This window comes from Pseudomonas glycinis (assembly GCF_054871425.1).
This window is the reverse complement of record NZ_JBTYHF010000006.1, coordinates 393,681-410,038: the sequence shown is the minus strand read 5'-3', so window position 1 is coordinate 410,038 and position 16,358 is coordinate 393,681. Positions and strand designations below refer to the sequence as shown.

The 16,358-nt window shown below is 60.0% G+C and carries 19 protein-coding genes; 11 read left to right on the top strand and 8 right to left on the bottom strand.

Translation table 11 applies throughout. From position 1 onward, the window contains the following. Positions 1–5 precede the first annotated feature (5 nt). Complete coding sequence (locus ACYSTU_RS17140) at positions 6–1,100, bottom strand: GNAT family N-acetyltransferase/peptidase C39 family protein (RefSeq protein ID WP_499000289.1); 1,095 nt, start codon at positions 1,098–1,100, stop codon at positions 6–8. A gap of 94 nt (positions 1,101–1,194) precedes the next feature. Between ACYSTU_RS17140 and ACYSTU_RS17135 the strand changes: the two genes are divergently transcribed. Together ACYSTU_RS17135 and ACYSTU_RS17130 are read left to right on the top strand one after the other, a co-directional pair. Then, positions 1,195–2,775: a RimK family ATP-grasp domain-containing protein gene (locus ACYSTU_RS17135; protein ID WP_499000286.1), complete on the top strand. Its 1,581-nt coding sequence runs from the start codon at positions 1,195–1,197 to the stop codon at positions 2,773–2,775. A 3-nt stretch (positions 2,776–2,778) separates the two neighbouring features. Beyond that, positions 2,779–3,690 carry a magnesium transporter CorA family protein gene (locus ACYSTU_RS17130; protein ID WP_499000283.1) on the top strand — a complete coding sequence of 304 codons (912 nt, stop codon included), beginning with the start codon at positions 2,779–2,781 and terminating at the stop codon, positions 3,688–3,690. A 42-nt stretch (positions 3,691–3,732) separates the two neighbouring features. On the opposite strand, the gene ACYSTU_RS17125 is transcribed toward ACYSTU_RS17130, so the two are convergent. Beyond that, positions 3,733–3,969 (bottom strand): DUF6555 family protein, encoded by a 237-nt coding sequence (locus ACYSTU_RS17125; protein WP_185757840.1) that lies wholly within the window; start codon positions 3,967–3,969, stop codon positions 3,733–3,735. A gap of 163 nt (positions 3,970–4,132) precedes the next feature. Between ACYSTU_RS17125 and tspO the strand changes: the two genes are divergently transcribed. Both tspO and ACYSTU_RS17115 read left to right on the top strand, forming a co-directional pair. Further along, entirely contained in the window at positions 4,133–4,576 is a 444-nt protein-coding gene (gene tspO, locus ACYSTU_RS17120) for a tryptophan-rich sensory protein TspO (RefSeq protein WP_016774353.1), read from the top strand. Next, positions 4,573–5,556, top strand: a complete 984-nt coding sequence (locus ACYSTU_RS17115; protein ID WP_499000281.1) for an alpha/beta hydrolase fold domain-containing protein — start codon at positions 4,573–4,575, stop codon at positions 5,554–5,556. The genes tspO and ACYSTU_RS17115 overlap by 4 nt, the downstream gene beginning before the upstream one ends. Here ACYSTU_RS17115 and ACYSTU_RS17110 read toward each other — a convergent pair. Then, on the bottom strand, positions 5,514–6,089 hold the full coding sequence (locus ACYSTU_RS17110) for a TetR/AcrR family transcriptional regulator (RefSeq protein WP_476308423.1): 576 nt from the start codon (positions 6,087–6,089) through the stop codon (positions 5,514–5,516). The genes ACYSTU_RS17115 and ACYSTU_RS17110 overlap by 43 nt on opposite strands. Before the next feature lie 141 nt (positions 6,090–6,230). Here ACYSTU_RS17110 and ACYSTU_RS17105 point away from each other — a divergent pair, with 141 nt between their 5' ends. After that, on the top strand, positions 6,231–6,926 hold the full coding sequence (locus ACYSTU_RS17105; protein WP_197890407.1) for a glutathione S-transferase: 696 nt from the start codon (positions 6,231–6,233) through the stop codon (positions 6,924–6,926). Between the two features lie 47 nt (positions 6,927–6,973). Here ACYSTU_RS17105 and ACYSTU_RS17100 read toward each other — a convergent pair whose 3' ends face one another. Beyond that, on the bottom strand, positions 6,974–7,984 hold the full coding sequence (locus ACYSTU_RS17100) for a zinc-dependent alcohol dehydrogenase family protein (protein ID WP_499000276.1): 1,011 nt from the start codon (positions 7,982–7,984) through the stop codon (positions 6,974–6,976). 157 nt (positions 7,985–8,141) lie between these two features. Here ACYSTU_RS17100 and ACYSTU_RS17095 point away from each other — a divergent pair, with 157 nt between their 5' ends. After that, entirely contained in the window at positions 8,142–9,056 is a 915-nt protein-coding gene (locus ACYSTU_RS17095) for a LysR family transcriptional regulator (protein ID WP_499000273.1), read from the top strand. Positions 9,057–9,093: 37 nt separating this feature from the next. Here the strand turns inward: ACYSTU_RS17095 and ACYSTU_RS17090 are convergent, their stop codons facing one another. Both ACYSTU_RS17090 and ACYSTU_RS17085 read right to left on the bottom strand, forming a co-directional pair. Further along, positions 9,094–9,486 carry a carboxymuconolactone decarboxylase family protein gene (locus ACYSTU_RS17090; protein ID WP_016774346.1) on the bottom strand — a complete coding sequence of 131 codons (393 nt, stop codon included), beginning with the start codon at positions 9,484–9,486 and terminating at the stop codon, positions 9,094–9,096. A gap of 70 nt (positions 9,487–9,556) precedes the next feature. Further along, on the bottom strand, positions 9,557–9,943 hold the full coding sequence (locus ACYSTU_RS17085; protein ID WP_016774345.1) for a MerR family transcriptional regulator: 387 nt from the start codon (positions 9,941–9,943) through the stop codon (positions 9,557–9,559). 209 nt (positions 9,944–10,152) lie between these two features. Between ACYSTU_RS17085 and ACYSTU_RS17080 the strand changes: the two genes are divergently transcribed. The 4 genes from ACYSTU_RS17080 (at position 10,153) to ACYSTU_RS17065 (ending at position 13,257) form a co-directional block, all read left to right on the top strand. Next, entirely contained in the window at positions 10,153–10,485 is a 333-nt protein-coding gene (locus ACYSTU_RS17080; protein WP_122610114.1) for a hypothetical protein, read from the top strand. A 188-nt stretch (positions 10,486–10,673) separates the two neighbouring features. Next, complete coding sequence (locus ACYSTU_RS17075; RefSeq protein ID WP_499000269.1) at positions 10,674–11,498, top strand: oxidoreductase; 825 nt, start codon at positions 10,674–10,676, stop codon at positions 11,496–11,498. 284 nt (positions 11,499–11,782) lie between these two features. Further along, entirely contained in the window at positions 11,783–12,724 is a 942-nt protein-coding gene (locus ACYSTU_RS17070) for an AraC family transcriptional regulator (protein WP_499000266.1), read from the top strand. A gap of 119 nt (positions 12,725–12,843) precedes the next feature. Continuing rightward, a complete protein-coding gene (locus tag ACYSTU_RS17065) occupies positions 12,844–13,257 on the top strand; it encodes a PaaI family thioesterase (RefSeq protein WP_499000263.1) in 414 nt (137 codons plus the stop codon). A gap of 11 nt (positions 13,258–13,268) precedes the next feature. On the opposite strand, the gene ACYSTU_RS17060 is transcribed toward ACYSTU_RS17065, so the two are convergent. Next, positions 13,269–13,727, bottom strand: a complete 459-nt coding sequence (locus ACYSTU_RS17060) for a winged helix-turn-helix transcriptional regulator (protein ID WP_016774338.1) — start codon at positions 13,725–13,727, stop codon at positions 13,269–13,271. A gap of 93 nt (positions 13,728–13,820) precedes the next feature. Here ACYSTU_RS17060 and ACYSTU_RS17055 point away from each other — a divergent pair, with 93 nt between their 5' ends. After that, a complete protein-coding gene (locus ACYSTU_RS17055) occupies positions 13,821–14,762 on the top strand; it encodes an aromatic alcohol reductase (RefSeq protein ID WP_499000260.1) in 942 nt (313 codons plus the stop codon). Between the two features lie 35 nt (positions 14,763–14,797). Here the strand turns inward: ACYSTU_RS17055 and ACYSTU_RS17050 are convergent, their stop codons facing one another. Further along, positions 14,798–16,342 carry a GMC family oxidoreductase gene (locus ACYSTU_RS17050; protein WP_499000257.1) on the bottom strand — a complete coding sequence of 515 codons (1,545 nt, stop codon included), beginning with the start codon at positions 16,340–16,342 and terminating at the stop codon, positions 14,798–14,800. Between the last annotated feature and the right edge of the window lie 16 nt (positions 16,343–16,358).

The following is a 16,358-nucleotide window of genomic DNA, read 5'->3' as shown; positions in this document are numbered from 1 at the left end:
GCTCTTCAACGGGAGCGCAGCATCACGGCAGCGCGAACCCGCTGCACGCCAAACACCGTCATGCGCAGAAATTCGTGGTGACTGACCGGCAAGTGCTGGCAGTCCAGGCCGCGCTTGAGTTTGCTGTGGTCGACATCAGGATCGTGCAAGTAAACGAAGTCCTCGTCGCACCCGGTGATGATGACCCAATGCGGCGCTTTCAAGCGGGTGAATCGGTAGCTGCTGATCAGCACCAGCGGTTTGTATCCGGCCGCCAACGCCTCGCCGATCTGCAGATATTCACCCAGCACCTGCTCGACTTGCGTGGCAGCCAGGTCTTGGGCAAAGCCGTCCTCGACCAGTTTCATGATCGACTTCTTCTCCGTGCTGCGTACGCCGTGAAGAAAAAGCGAGCCCGCGTGACTGACTTCCAGGCGCACATCGAAACCGCGCCGCCAGGCCGCCAATGCCAGGCCCTGAGGACTGCAGCCACCGTGCCCCGCCGTCATGAAAATGGTGGTTGCCTCGCGCCACAGCTGGATTTCCTCCGCTCGGGTCATGGCACGGGTCTGATCGATGGCAGACATCGCCATCAGCAAGCACGCGGCGCCGCAGGTGAACTCGGTGGTCTGCTGGTAATACGGGACTTGACGTGCGGGGGCAGGTGTTTCGCGCAGGATGCGTTTCTCGTAGCGCAACGCCTCGCAGTGGTCCTCGTAGTAGTCCTCGACGCTGGCAAAGCGCTGATAGCCGTTGGCTTCGTAGAGGCGGATGGCAGCGCTGTTGTCAGCGCGCACCTCCAGACGCAGCCATGCGCAGTTGCGCGCCAATGCGCAGGCCTGGGCCTGTTCCAGCAGACGCTGGCCAAGCTCATGCCCGCGCCACGCAGGCCTGACGGCAATCGAATACAGGCGTCCGAGTGAGGTGCCACGGTGAAAAAGCACCAGTGCGTAACCGCAAAGGATTGCGCCTGAGGTAACGACAATCAACGCGGCATTGGCTCGACTGAGCATCCAGCTGAAGTTGCGCTGATTCAACCGGTCGAGGGTAAAACACACCCGCTCCAATTCGACCAGATCGTCGATATCGTCCGTGGATGCAAAGCGAAAATCAAAAGACATGACCGCACCGTAAAGTTTGAGTAACGAACCGGGACAGACCGAAAGGCCCGTGATTTATTGAAGCGGCGTCTTCTTCAACAGGGATTCATTACTCATGTCAGCGGTGCAAGCCAACGTGAACGAAGTATTAGACAAAACCGAGCATTCGACAATCTCCCTCAGCGAGGAACCTCCCAGTCTCAAACCCTCGGGAAGTCGATTGCTCATCCTGGTCGAACGCAAGGATGACTGGGCTGATTACTTGCCCAGCGAGAGCCTGATGCTGGCGCAGGATTACCTTGAACACAGCGATGATTTTCCTCATCGCACCCAGGTCATCAACCTCTGCCGCAATTACAAATACCTCGGTCAGGGCTATTACTGCTCATTGCTCGCCGAGGCGCGTGGGCACAAGGTTTTTCCCTCGGTGCGCACCGTCAGCGAGTTGGCGCGCAAAGCGCTTTACGGGGTCGGGCTGAATGATCTGCAACGCACCCTGGAGCGGGCGCTTGCCAACCACCCGTACGGCGAAACCGAGGCCTTCACGCTGTCGCTGTACTTCGGCAAGGCCTCGATCGAGCCGCTGCAAGAGATCGGCCGTCAGCTGTTCGAGGCGTTCCCCTGCCCTATCCTGCTGGTGGAATTCCGCCGTGGTGAGACCTGGCAGATCGCAGGCATCAAGGCCGGGGCGCTGCACAAGCTTCGCGACGAACAGCAGCATGTCTTCGCTGACGCACTGGATGCCTTCAATCGCAGAACGTGGCGTCAGCCGGCCTCCAAACGTGTGGCCCGCTACGACCTGGCCATCCTCCATGATCCTGACGAAGCCCTGCCGCCTTCTAATCCCGAGGCATTGCAGCGTTTCATCGCTGCGGGCGAACAGCTGGGTATCGATGTCGAGTTGATCGAGAAAAAAGACTACGCGCGTCTTGCTGAATTCGACGCGCTGTTCATTCGCGAAACCACGCGAGTGGATGATCACACCTATCGGTTTGCCAAGAAGGCTGAAAGCGAAGGCCTCGTGGTGATTGACGATCCGTCGTCGATCCTGCGCTGCACCAACAAGGTCTATCTGGCCGACCTGCTCAAGCGTCGCGGGCTGGGCATGCCGGCAACGGAAATACTCTACAAGGATCGTCCGCAGGAGCTCGAAAACGCAGGGCGTCGCCTCGGTTTTCCCTTGGTATTGAAAATCCCCGATGGCTGTTTTTCACGGGGTGTGATCAAGGTCGCCGATGCACAAGCGCTGGCCACTGCCGCACAGGAGTTATTCGAACACTCGGTGCTGCTGCTCGCGCAGGAGTACTGCTACACCGAGTACGACTGGCGCGTCGGCGTGCTCAATGGCGAGGCGCTTTATGCCTGTAGATACTTCATGTCCAAGGGGCATTGGCAGATTTACAACCACAAGGCGCTGCCCGGCGAGATCAACGGGATGTGCGAGGCGGTGCCCGTCGAGCAAGCTCCGCCGGCAGTCGTGCAGCTCGCCGTACAGACTGCGCGGCTGATCGGCGACGGCCTCTACGGCGTCGACCTCAAGCAGGCGGGCGATCGGGTCCTGGTCATCGAAGTGAACGACAACCCCAACCTCGATGCGGGTATCGAAGACGCGGTGCTGGGCGACGAACTTTATCGGCGCGTGCTGCAAGCGTTCACGCAAAGGCTCGAGCTCAAACACCGTGGCCAAGCGTGGTGAGCAATGATTGAAGGCTATGGCATTGATTGCGGCGCCCTGCACAGGACATCTGGAGAACAGGCGACTGTCTGGCTGTGTGTCGCCCCGGACGCAGCCGAGCAACTGGATCTGCACAGACGCCTGGGCATTGGCCCACAAGCGATAGAGTCGTCGCTGGACCCTGACGAAGTAGCCCGCATCGAGGTCAAGCCTGATCACCTGTTTATGATATGGAAGCGCCCGGAAAGCTTCGACGGGCGCGCATTCAACGTTTCGTCCTTCGGAGTGGTGCTGAGCGAAAAACGCCTGGTGGTCATCTGCGCGAGCAACTCGCTGCTCTCGGGTCTTGAGCACGATGCGCAAATGACCGGGCCGCTGGACGTGCTGATGGCGTTACTCGCCGAAAGCGTTCACCACTATCTCGGGCATTTGCGCGTGGTCAAACAGATCGCGCGGGAGATTCAGCAGCAATTCACCCGGGCGATGGACAATCAGCAATTGGCGCAGATGTACAACCTGAGCGAAAGCCTCGTGTACTACGTCAATGCGATTCAAAGTAACGGAGCGGTGCTGACGCTGCTGCGCAACCACGGCCAGCGTCAGGGCTTCAGCGACAGTCAACTGGCTGCGCTGAATGATCTAATCGTGGAAAACGAACAAAGCTTCCAGCAGGCCAGAATTCACGCCAAGGTGTTTGCCAACCTCATCGAATCCCACGGCAATCTTGCCAACAACAGCATGAACCGGGCCCTGCGCAAGCTGACGCTGATCAACGTCGTGTTCCTTCCCTTGAACCTGATCGCCGGCATCGGTGGCATGTCGGAGTTCAGCATGATGACGTCCGGCGTTCCCTGGTGGATGTCCTTTCCCGTGCTGATCGCCTGCATGGGCCTCGTGGGTGCGGGGATGGTGCTGGTATTGCGGCGCATGGCCTGAATTCAGAGCACATTCTGCTAACGCCTGCGCCGCACCCGAAGGTCAATTGGTCCGGCTGACTACCCGGATATCGGTAATCCCTACCCGCTCAGCCTGCTCGAGAATCTGTTCTGGCGTCGAATCCGCCGTGGGCATGACCAGGCTGTTTTCCGCATCGCCCAGATGCAGTTCCAGCAGATGCATCGCCGCGTCGTGCTCGGCCAGTTGCGCTTCCTTGAGTTCGAGCAGATAAGTACGAGGCTCGCCGTTGAAACGGTATTCGATGTGATAGGTGTACATGATGTCGTCCGCGTCGGTGAGAAAAGGCAGTGTTTATCCTGACGCGACGGTCAGTTTTTAGTTCAACCTGACTGCCATTTTGCGTTTGCGAACAAACTTTTTGCGCAGCGAAGCGTCCTCTTCTTAACTCTCCATAACAGCTGATCACAGCTAAGGACTGGCAATGACCTTTTTCATCTTCCTTCTGGCCTGCGCGGCGGCGGCAACCACTGGCGTGATGTTCAAACCCGGCCCGTGGTACGAATCGCTGACCAAACCCTCTTTCACCCCGCCCAACTGGGCCTTTCCCGTAGCGTGGACGATCATCTACCTGCTGCTGGCCTGGGCCGGTTATCGCCTGAGCCTGATCCCCGGCAGCCAAACGGTGCTGGCCTTGTGGGCCGCGCAAATCGCCCTGAACACGCTGTGGACGCCGGTGTTCTTCGGCGCGCATCAGGTGCTGGCGGCGCTGGTGATTCTGGCGGTGTTGTGGGTGGTGGTCGCGGTGATGGTCGTGCTCGCCCTGCAACTGGACGTGGTCACCGGGCTGATTCTGTTCCCGTATCTGGCGTGGCTATGCGTCGCGGCGGCGCTGAACGCCTCGATCCTGATGAAGAATCGCCTGTGAGCGACTTCCCATGGCCGCAAGGCGAGCGCGAACTGGCGCAGGTTCGCGCGTTCAACAAAAAGCTCGCCTGGCTGCCGCGTTTCAAGATCCGCAATCGCCTTACCCCGAGGTTGATTCAGGCGTTGCTGCGGGCGGGTCAGCTCGGCGGCGACGGCAAGCTGCGCCAGCATGGGCTGACCGCCGAACGCAAGATCATCGACACGGTGCCCGTGCGCATCATCCGCCCCAAGGGCAAAACCAGAGGCGTGGTGCTGGATTTCCATGGTGGCGGCTGGGTGATCGGCAATGCGCAGATGAACGACAACTTCAACATCGCCATCGTCAACACCTGCGACGTGGCGGTGGTGTCGGTTGATTATCGGCTGGCGGTGTCGACGCCAATCGAGGGCTTGCTGGAGGACTGTCTACGGGCCACTCGCGGCATCTTGAACGATGGCGAATTTGCCGGGCTGCCCGTAGTCGTCGTCGGTGAATCGGCCGGCGGGCATTTGGCGGCGGCCACCCTGCTCGCGCTCAAATCTTCGCCGCAACTGCTGCAACGGATCTGCGGCGCGCTGCTGTATTACGGCGTCTACGACCTGACCGGCACGCCCAGCGTACGCACCGCATCCGCCGATACTCTGGTGCTCGACGGCCCCGGCATGGTCGAAGCGTTGCGCCTGCTCACGCCGGATATCAGCGACGAACAACGACGCCAGCCACCGCTGTCGCCGCTGTACGGCGATTTCAGCGGACTGCCACCAGCACTGCTGTTTGCCGGTGACCTCGATCCGCTGCTGGATGACACGCGGCTCATCGCTGAACGCTGGCAACACGCGGCGCCGGTGGAGATGTACGTGCTGCCGGAATGTCCGCATGGCTTCATCCACTTCCCCACCGCCACTGCTGACCATGTGCTGGCTTACAGCAGGCAGTGGATTTCGGCACGAGTGGCAAGCTACTCAGCGAAATCCGCCGAAATCAGCCCCGCGCTTTCGTAGCTGCCGATCAACTCATCAAACAACGCAATATCCCCTCGGCTGCGTGCAATCAACTGCGCACCAGCCACCGCTGCATAAATCGCCCGCGCCCGCGCCTCGCAGCTGTCTTCGTCGGCAGCTCCTGCAGCGATCAACACCTGGGTCAGCCACTCAATGTTGACCTCTGCGAATTTCTTCACCTGGTCCTTCACCGGGTCTGGCAGATCCTGGTATTCGGCAGCCATGAAGCTGACGAGGCACAGCCGATTACCGTTTTCCAGCGAAGTGCGGAAGATCGACGGGTACAACTTCAGGGATTGATGCGGCTCGGGATTGGCCTCACGAATGTCGTCCAGCGCCTTGGCCGCGTCTTGCCAGTAACGCTCGGCGACTGCCGCGCCGAGGTCGGCCTTGCTGGGAAAGTGGTAGTAGATGCTGGCGTTCTTGATACCCACCACTGCACCGATGCTACGGAAGTTGATGCCGTTGTAGCCGTGGGTCTGCGCCGCTGTTTTGGCGGCGTCCAGAATCGCTTCGCGTGCGTTCACGCTCATGTCTGTGTCCTCGCTGACTATCGGTCAATGGGGCGGAGTGTACCCGCGAAAGATTTACCTGCCAATTGGCAGGTAGGGGATTGACAAGAATAAATTCTGGTCGCAGTCTCTGCCTACCAACTGACAGGCAGAGCAACTGAAATGACCGCTAACTCGACTCAAAACGACGCTCACTCCATTTCCGCATTGAAAATCTACGACTGGTACAACGGCCCCTACCCGGCCCGCGTGCGCATCGCCCTGGCGGAAAAATCGCTATTGGCCCGCACCGAATTCGTCTCGGTAAATCTGTGGAAAGGCGAACACAAGAACCCCGAGTTCTTGCGCTTGAACTACTCCGGAACGCTGCCAGTGCTGGAGCTGGAAGACGGCACGCTGCTCGCCGAATGCACGGCCATCACGCAATACCTGGACGTTCTCGATGGCAACCCTGTCCTCACCGGCCGCACACCGATTGAGCAAGGACGAATCCACATGCTGACCAAACGTGCCGAGATCGAATTTCTCGATGCCGTCAGCGTGTATTTCCACCATGCAACCCCAGGACTTGGCCCGGAAGTGGAGCTGTACCAGAACGCTGAATGGGGCATGCGCATGCGGGACAAGGCTGTGCGCGGCATGCGCTATTTCGACGACTTGCTGCGTGATCAGCCGTTCGTGGCCGGCACCAGTTTTTCCATGGCGGACATCGCCGTGTTGGGCGGGATGATCTTCTCGGCGCTGGTTGAGCTGGAAGTCCCGGAAGACTGCACGGCACTGCGCGAATGGCACGCGCGCATGCAGCAACGTCCGAGTGTGCAGCAATGGCGCGCGATGGTTGAGCGCGGCGAACCGTAAAAAACCAGACCAGCAAAAAGGCGCCTTGATCGGCGCCTTTTTCGTTGTCAGCTTACCTTGATCACAACCTTGCCAAACGCCCCCTTCGCCAGATGCTCATAGGCCTCGCGCGCCTGTTCGAACGGATACACATGGTCGATCACCGGGCGAATGTCGTGCTCGGCGAGGAACACGTTCATCCGGTCGAACGATGAACGCGGTGCCACCGCGATGCCGCGAATGGTGGTCTGGCGGAAGATCAGCGGCATCAGGTTCAGCTCGACAGTCTGCCCTGTCAGAAAGCCGATCTGCGCTATCCGCCCCGAGGCCTTGGTCGCTGCTACCGACTGATTGATGCCATTGCCTCCCGCCACATCAAGGAGCAGGTCCACACCCTTGCCCTCGGTGAGTTTGAGCACCTCGTCCGCCCAGTTCGGCGTGCTGCGGTAGTTGATACCGGCGACCGCGCCCAGACGTTTTACCGCGTGCAGGTTTTCATCGCTGCTTGAGGTTGCGATGACCTTGGCGCCCAGCGCGGTGGCGATCTGCACGGCGAAAATCGATACGCCGCCGGTGCCCTGCACCAACACAGTCTGGCCCGGTTGAATAGCGCCGAAATCCACCAGCGCATACCACGCGGTGAGTGCGGCGATCGGCAGCGTCGCCGCCTGTTCATCGCTCATGTTGGCCGGCGCGCCGACGGCGCTGTCCTGATGAATGATCATGTACTCGGCGAGGCCACCGGGCAGCGGCGAACCGAAGCAGTAATCCGGCTCGTTCGGCCCCGGCTCGCCGTCAAGCCAGCGCGAGTACAGATGCGAATTGACCCGGTCGCCGACCTTGAAGCGTGTCACGCCGTCGCCGATCGCAACCACCGTGCCGACGGCATCGCTGACCGGAATCAACGGTTTTGGCACCATGTGCGGCTCATAGATGCCGTCAACGATCGCCTTGTCACGAAAATTCAGCGACACGGCGCCGACCTTGACCAGCAGTTCGCCAGCCTTGGGCTGCGGCGTTGGCGTCTCGCTGAGTTGCAGATTGTCGAGCCCGAAATCTTTCAGTAACCACGCTTTCATGGTGAGTCTCCAAATGCGTTATTGGCCGCAAACCCTCAGCAGGTTTGCCTTGGGGCCATGATTGGCTTTTACAGCAGCGCAATAAATGCTTGGAACCAGACAGGATTGTTCTATTCTCAGGCAACAAATCCAGATACTGAAGCTCAGCGGAAAAGTCATGGAATTACTGCAATCGATGCGCCTGTTCGCCCGGCTGGCGGAGCTGGGCAGTTTCACCAAAGCCGCCGAGTCGCTGGATATCGGCCGGCCGCAGGTCACTCGCTATATTCAGGAACTGGAAACATCGCTGGGCGTTCGCCTGTTCCAGCGCACTACGAGGAAAGTCGCACTCACTGCCGAGGGTGAACTTTTCTATCAGCGGGTACAGGAAATCCTCGCCGAGATCACCGCCACCACCACGATGTTCGATCGCACCGGAGCCACGCTGTCCGGCCGCCTGCGCATCGATATCCCCACTGCGTTCGCACAACTGGAACTCATCAAGAGCCTGCGCGAATTCACCGACACCTACCCCGGCATCGACATGGTGCTGGGCGTCACCGATCGTGCGGTTGATCTGGTCGGCGAAGGCATCGACTGTGCGCTGCGCATCGGCGAGCTGCCCGACTCAACCCTGATCGCCCGCCCTATCGCCTTGGCGACCATGGTCACCTGCGCCGCGCCCGAATACCTGCGCGACCACGGCACGCCGGAAACGCTTGGAGATCTGGCGAACCATCAAGGCGTGAACTTTCTCTCGGGCCAGAACAACCGCACCTTGCCCTGGCAGTTTTCAGTTGAGGGCAAACAGAAAAGCTACGTCAGCCGCAAAGGCATTACCGTCACCGAGTCGAACGCTTACGTGCAGTGTGGCGTGTCGGGCTTCGGCATTATCCAGGCGCCGGGCATCGCGGTCGCCGAGCATTTGGCTAGCGGTGCTCTGGTGGAAATTCTGCAACCGCTGCGCCCGCTGCCTCGGCCGGTATCGCTGCTGTACCCGAGCCGCACGCATTTGCCGGCGCAGGTGCAGGTGTTTATCGAATGGTTGCAGGTGCGGTTTGTGCAGTTGTATGCGGGGTGGGTGGAAGGTTGAATCTGGCTCTATCGCGCAGTTTCTGCAGCGTGCGCACCTAGGATTTAACACTGATCCCGCGAGCAGCAAAGACTTCACGCGCAGCCGTTATACCGTTCAAGGCGCTGGGAAATCCTGCGTATACGGTCATTTGCAAGATCACATCGACCACCGCCTCCGGTGTGCACCCGACGTTCAGGGCACCGCCGATATGCACTTTCAGTTGTGGCTGGGCGTTGCCCAGTGCGGTCAATGCCGCAACGGTTGCCAGCTCACGAGTGCAGTGATCGAGCCCGGGGCGGGCGAAGACATCGCCGTAGGCAAAACTCAGAATCCAGTCCGCAAGCTCTGGAGCAGTATCCTTCAATGAATCAACCACTGCCTGACCAGGTCCGCCAGTAATCTGCGTCAGAGCGGCTTCTCCGCGCGCTCGACGATCGGTCATCTCCACCGGCGCTGCGACACTGGTCACGCTGGCGCCAATCAATGTGGCGGACAGCAAACGATTGAATCCGGGAAGTTTACGGATCATGGTGATGCTCCTTTTGCTCGAGTTGGTGGTAGATCTGAATCTTGTTATCCAGAACCTCCAGGGACTGGCTCAACTGGCTGATCTGCGCTTGCACGTCCCGGCGATGCTGCTCGAGAAGTTCGCGGCGTTCTGCCAGGGTCGAGTCGCCTGATCGACGCAATTCGGCATACCGCAGCATTTGCTGGATCGGCATTCCGGTCGCCTTCAGCCGGAGCAGAAACTCGGCCCACAGCACATCCTTCTCGGCGTACACCCGGTGGCCATTGCCACCGCGCCCAACCGGATCGAACAGCCCGATGCGCTCGTAATAGCGGATCGTGTGAGCGCTCAAATCAAGGCGTTTGGCCAACTTTGAAATTGTCAGTTCTGGATTCATGTCATCACCGTAAAGGTTTGAGTGCGCTCTAAGTCAATGGCTATTTTCCATCAAGCAGAATCAGGCAAATCGCCGACAGTATCCGCTTAACGCCGACACCGACCTGCCCCCTAATCTGAACCCATGCAGAACACACCACTGCAACGGGTTAACCAGAGACTGATCTGAACGACCCGGACCTCAATCGAAATTTGACCGGAGTCACCGCCATGAAAACTGTAAGCCAACTGATCGCCGTCGCCACCTTCGCCCTCAGCGCCAGCGCATTCGCCGTACCGAGCAATCAGGAAGATCGTTTCTTCACCCAGGTCAACGAACCACAGCAGACTGTTGCTGCCGATGGCTCGGAACGTACGCCGCAGGGCCAGGCTCTGGCTGAAAACGGCCGCAACCGCCTCGAGGAACAAGGCTTGGTTGAAGACGGTTATGACAAGACCCCGCAAGGCCAGGCCATCGCTGCTGACGGCTCAGACCGCACCCCACTGGGTGAGGCCCTCGCCGCTGATGGATCGGACCGTACACCGGGTCGTCGCGCAGCTTAAGCGCGTGTTGCCGAGACAGGAAAAGTCCTGCGGGTTTGAGACCTGCAGGACTTTTCCGTCTTTTGAGGCAAGACCTGATCGAAAACTCTATTGATAGGAACAGGCAATACTTCGATCCGATTCGGCATCGTCCGCCAGCGTTATCCGCCCTAGCATGGCCTCTCCAATTGCTGCTGGAGTACAAATTCATGAAGACCCTTTTCATCACCGGTGTCAGCAGCGGCTTCGGCCAGGCGCTGGCCAAGGAAGCGCTCGCTCAAGGTCACAGGATTATCGGCACAGTGCGCAGTGAATCCGCTCTGGCAGCCTTCGAAGCGCTGTCGCCCGACCGCGCGCATGGGGTGCTGCTGGACGTTACCGAGTTCGATGCCATCGATAAGGTGGTTGCGGCAGTGGAGGATCGCCACGGCCCGGTGGACGTGCTGGTCAACAACGCCGGTTATGGCCATGAGGGGATTTTCGAAGAGTCATCGCTGCAGGAACTGCGCCGCCAATTCGACGTCAACGTGTTCGGCGCGGTGGCGGTGACCAAGGCCTTCGTCCCGTATTTCCGCCAGCGCCGCGCGGGGCATATCCTCAACATCACCTCCATGGGTGGCTACATCACCATGCCGGGGATCGCCTATTACTGCGGCAGCAAGTTCGCTCTGGAGGGCATCTCCGACACCTTGAGCAAGGAGCTTGCGCCCTTCAATATTTTTGTCACCGCTGTGGCGCCGGGGTCATTTCGCACCGACTGGGCAGGCCGCTCGATGCAACGCACGCCGCGTAGCATCAGTGACTACGATGCAAGCTTCGATCCGGTGCGCAAGGCCCGGGAGGAGAAAAGTGGCCATCAGTTGGGCGATCCGCAGAAAGCTGCACGGGTCATGCTGACGATCATCGACAGTCCAAACCCGCCGGCTCACCTGCTATTGGGCAGTGATGCGCTGGTGCTGGTGCGTGACAAGTTGCAGCAGACGGCGGAGAGTATTGAGCAATGGGCAGCGCTTAGCCGCTCGACGGATGGCTGAAAGATCAAAAGCACCCTCACCCCAGCCCTCTCCCGGAGGGAGAGGGAGCCGATCGCGGGTGGATTCAACTCCTGAGCCTGCCTCGAAGATTTCCGCAGGGCTTATTACTCTAGAACAGCGCGGTCAGCATTCGGCGCGATATTTCAGGTCGGCAGATCCCGATCAAACACCACGGTCAGTCCCCTCTCCCTCTGGGAGAGGGCTAGGGTGAGGGCTCTGTCTGACACCCCGCCAATCAGCCAGACAGGTTCAAACCCGCCTTTTCACAAGGAAACCCACAGCCCATGCCGAAACCGAAAGACCTAATCACAGCGCGCATGGTCCAGCTAATGAGCAAGCTCGCCCCGCTGGAAGGTTACAACCTGAGCCCGCTGGACGATGTGCGTTTCCTGCGTTCCAACCGACCGCTGACCCGCACGCCGGTGTTGTACGAACCCGGCATCGTGATCCTTTGTCAGGGGCGCAAACGCGGCTATCTCGGGGACGAGATCTATGTCTACGACGCCCAGCATTATCTGGTGGTGTCGGTGCCGGTACCCTTCACCATGGAAACCGACGCCAGCGAAGCCGAGCCAATGCTCGCGGTGTACGTGCGCCTGGATTTCGCTTTGGCTGGCGAGCTGATTCAGCAGGTCGATGAACTGTGGGATTTCCCCAGATCCCAACCGATGGGCATGTACGCCTCGCCGCTCGACGAACCGCTACGCCGGTCAACCCTGCGTTTTCTTGAAGTGATGAGCGACGATGCCGACGCGCAAATCCTCGGCCCGGCGATGCTGCGCGAACTCTACTACCGTATCCTCACCGGCGAACAAGGTGGCACCCTGCGCGCCGCCATCGCCCAACAAGGCCAGTTCGGCAAAGTGACCCGCGCCATCCACAAGATCCACAGTTGCTATCAGCAACATCTCGACGTAGAAACCCTGGCAGAAGAAGCGCAAATGAGCGTGCCGAATTTTCATCTGCACTTTCGCAAGGTTACCGATTCCTCGCCGATGCAGTATCTGAAGTCGACGCGATTGCACCAGGCGCGATTGCTGATGCTGCGCAACGACCTGACTGCGGCAAAAACTGCATTTCTGGTCGGCTACGAAAGCGCCTCGCAATTCAGCCGCGACTTCAAACGCCTCTTCGGCCGCACACCGCTAGCGGAAGTTGCGTGGATGAAACAGGCCTATGCGCTGCCGGCACCGACGAGTGCTTCGCCGTTTGTGTCTTCGCATTGATTTTCAGTGCCACGCTCCGCGCACTTATCGCAGCAAATTCCCCATCCGCATAGTGCTTGCCCCCTCCTGCGTTTCCTCGCCCAATCACACAGGTCAGCCACCTGCATCAGGATGGGATCATGAACACCACGGCCATTCCCGAAGGTTTTATTCCATTCACCCGCAGCAGTCCGTTGCTGGATCTGCTCGGCCCGATCTACGCCAGGGGTCAGGGGCTGCACTTGGAATTGGGTTTACTGACCGACTCCCGCCATGCCAATGGTCGCGGCACTTTGCATGGTGGTGTATTGGCGACTTTGGCCGATGTCGGGATGGGCTACGCCATGGCCTTTTCCAGCGATCCGCCGCAGCCGTTGATCACCGCGAGCATGACCCTGGATTATCTCGGTGCGGTGCAAATCAACGAGTGGCTCGAAGTGCGTCTTGAACACTCCAAAAAGGGCCGCCAACTGGCGTTTGCTGGCGTCAGTCTGCACGTCGGTGAGCGAACGGTTGCGCGCGCCAGTGCCGTGTTCGCGGTGCCGCTGAGCTGAAGCGCGAAACCTCAGTCTGACGCTTCAGAATCATCCCGCGCTGGAACAGGAATTTGCCATGAGGGTTTTTTGCCGACCTGGCTATCGAACGTGCGTCGCGCTTGGCGGAAACCCTCGACGTTTTCCACCACCCAAGTCCAGATCGGCGACATCCGCACCAGCAAGCCCATGCCCAATGGCGTCAGCTCGTACTCGACGTGCGGCGGCACCTGGTCGAGCTCGCGCCGGGTCAGCAGGCCGTCGCGTTCCAGCGCACGCAGGGTTTTGGTCAACATGCGCTGAGTCACGCCGGTCATCTGCCGTTTGATCTCAGCGTGACGCATCGTGCCGTACACCCCCAAGGCATGCAGGATGCCCAAAGACCAGCGACTGCCGGCGTGCGCGAGCACTTCGCGGCGCACGCCATCATCGTCTCGTCTGAGCGTCTGGCAGATTGCTTCTGCCTCACTGAGCGCTTGCTGATCAGTCATTTCTTCACTTGGTATCACGCGTGTGCCTTCTTCTGAGTGCTGCCCGATCGTGCCAGCATTTGCCGATCTTACATGCAGATCTCAGGAGACATCATGACCGAATTGAGCCACCCTTCCCCGCAATCCATTCTTGTCCTGGGCGCAGGCGAGCTCGGCCTGCCGGTTTTGCGCAACCTTGCGCGAGTGGCAAAGCGCTCGCCCGGCAGCACGATCAGCGTCCTGCTCAGGGCCTCGACGATCGACAGTCAGTTGCCGGCAAAGAAAGCCGAAATCGATGAACTGCGCAGTCTCGGCGTGCAGATGGTGGCGGCAGATCTGGTCAACGATTCGATCGACCAACTGGCCGAAGTCTTCGCACCTTTCGATGCCGTCATCGGCTGCGCCGGCATGGTCGCTGGTCGTGAGACGCCGATGAAGCTGGCGACCGCTGCGCTCAAGTCGGGCATCAAACGCTACTTTCCCTGGCAGTTTGGCGTGGACTTCGAAGTGATCGGCCGGGGCAGTCCGCAGGATCTGTTCGATGCTCAGCTCGACGTGCGCGAACTGCTGCGCGCGCAGGACAAAACCGAATGGGTGATCATCTCGACCGGCATGTTTACCAGTTTCCTCTTCGAGCCGGTGTTTGAAGTCGTTGATTTCGACAACGACACCGTTAACGCCCTGGGCAGCCTGGACACCAGCGTGACGCTGACGACCCCGGACGACATCGGCAAACTGACTGCAGAAATCGTTTTCTTCGAACCGCCTTTTCGCAACGAGATCGTGTATCTGTCGGGCGACACGCTGACCTATGATCAGGTCGCGGGCCTTCTCGAACGCGTGCTCGGACGGCCCTTCAAGCGTAACGTCTGGACGGTGCCGCACCTGATGCAGGAACTGGAAAAAGACCCCACTCACCACATCAAAAAATACCGCGCGGTGTTTGCCCAAGGTCGAGGTGTGGCGTGGCCGAAAGCGGGCACGTTCAATGAGCAGCGGGCGATACAGGTCACGACGGCCGAGCAGTGGGCGCGGGAAAATCTTGCGAACGAGTGAAAGCAGATTTTGCGCAGCGGGGCGTTGTGGGCGCTTTATACTCCCGCAAGCACCAGCTCCGCTGCCCGCTCACCAATAACGACGCACGGCGCCATCGTGTTGCCAACGGTGATGCGCGGCATGATCGAAGCATCTGCAACGCGCAGCCCGTCGATCCCGTACACGCGTAATTGGTGGTCAACCACCGACAGCGCATCGCGGCCCATTTTTGCCGTACACGACAGGTGCCAGTAGGTCATCGCCGAGTTGCGGATGAACTGTTCCATAGCGCGGTGTTCTCTCGGCCCGGGCACGACTTCGCGCTTGATCAGCCCATCGAAGGCCTGGCTGTTGCCGAGCGCCCGGCACAGTTCGATCGACGCATGGGCTGCGGCCATGTCCTCGGGCTCGCTCAGGGAGTTCGGCTCAATGATCGGTGCACCCAGCGGCCCTGCACCCGATAGCCGCAGGCGTCCGCGACTGGCCGGTCTGGCCAACCCGGCGAACATCGTCCAACCATGTTCCGGCGGTTGAATGGCGACCTCAGGCGGAGACGGTACCGCAAATGCCAGCTGACACTGCAACAGATCCGGGGCTTCCAGGCGACTGTCGCTTTTCCAGTACAAGGTGGTTTCGCATCCGCTGCCAGCGACCGCCTGGGGTTGTCGGTACTCCCACGTACAGCCGAAAGCCAGGTGATCCTGCAAATTCTCGCCGACACCGGGTAAATGAACGACCGGTGCGATGCCGTGTTTTCGCAGTTCATCCGCCGGGCCGATGCCCGACTGCATGAGCACTTTCGGTGATTGCACCGCGCCCATGGACAGAATGACTTCAGCTGCGGCATGAAAGCGCCGCCGCTCGCCGGCGATCAACACTTCGACACCGACGGCACGGGTGCCGACCAGCAACACGCGGATCACCAACGCCCCGGTCAGCACCGTCAGGTTCGGACAGTGCAAGCGTGGCCGGATGTAGGCGTCGTAAACCGACTCGCGCTTGCCCTGTTTGATGCGCAAGTCGGTGACAGCGATCCCTCCTGCGCCTTCCATCATCTCGCCATTGGGGCTGTCGAATCGAGGGATGCCCAGATCGCCGGCCGCCTCCAGCGTTGCCAACGCAAGGGGTTGAGGTGTGGCCGGCTGCTCGACATGTACCGGCCCACCTGAACCACGCCGGGTGGCGTCCGGGCTGCCTTGCCAGTTTTCGATCCTGCGGTAGTAATCGAGCACCGATGCGTAGCCCCAGGCCGGGTCGCCAGACTCGGCAGCAAAATGCTCCCAATCGGCGCGATGGCCGCGCGACCAGACCATCACGTTGATGCTCGAACCTCCGCCGAGCCCCTTGCCCATGCTCAACGGTAGCCGTCGACCGTTCAAGCGTGGATCGGTTTGGCCCTCGAATGCCCAGTCGCGCGCAGAGCCGAGGTTCAGCGGCCATTGCGCCGGTTCGGTCACCTCGGGGCCCGAATAGTCTTCGCCGGCCTCAATCAGCAGAACCCGTGCGCCTGACTCATCGGCAAGCCGCGCAGCGACCACGCAGCCCGACGTGCCGGCACCACAGACAATGAAGTCATAGTTGTGATCGCTTCGAGGGTCCATACGCCCGCTCCCCTTC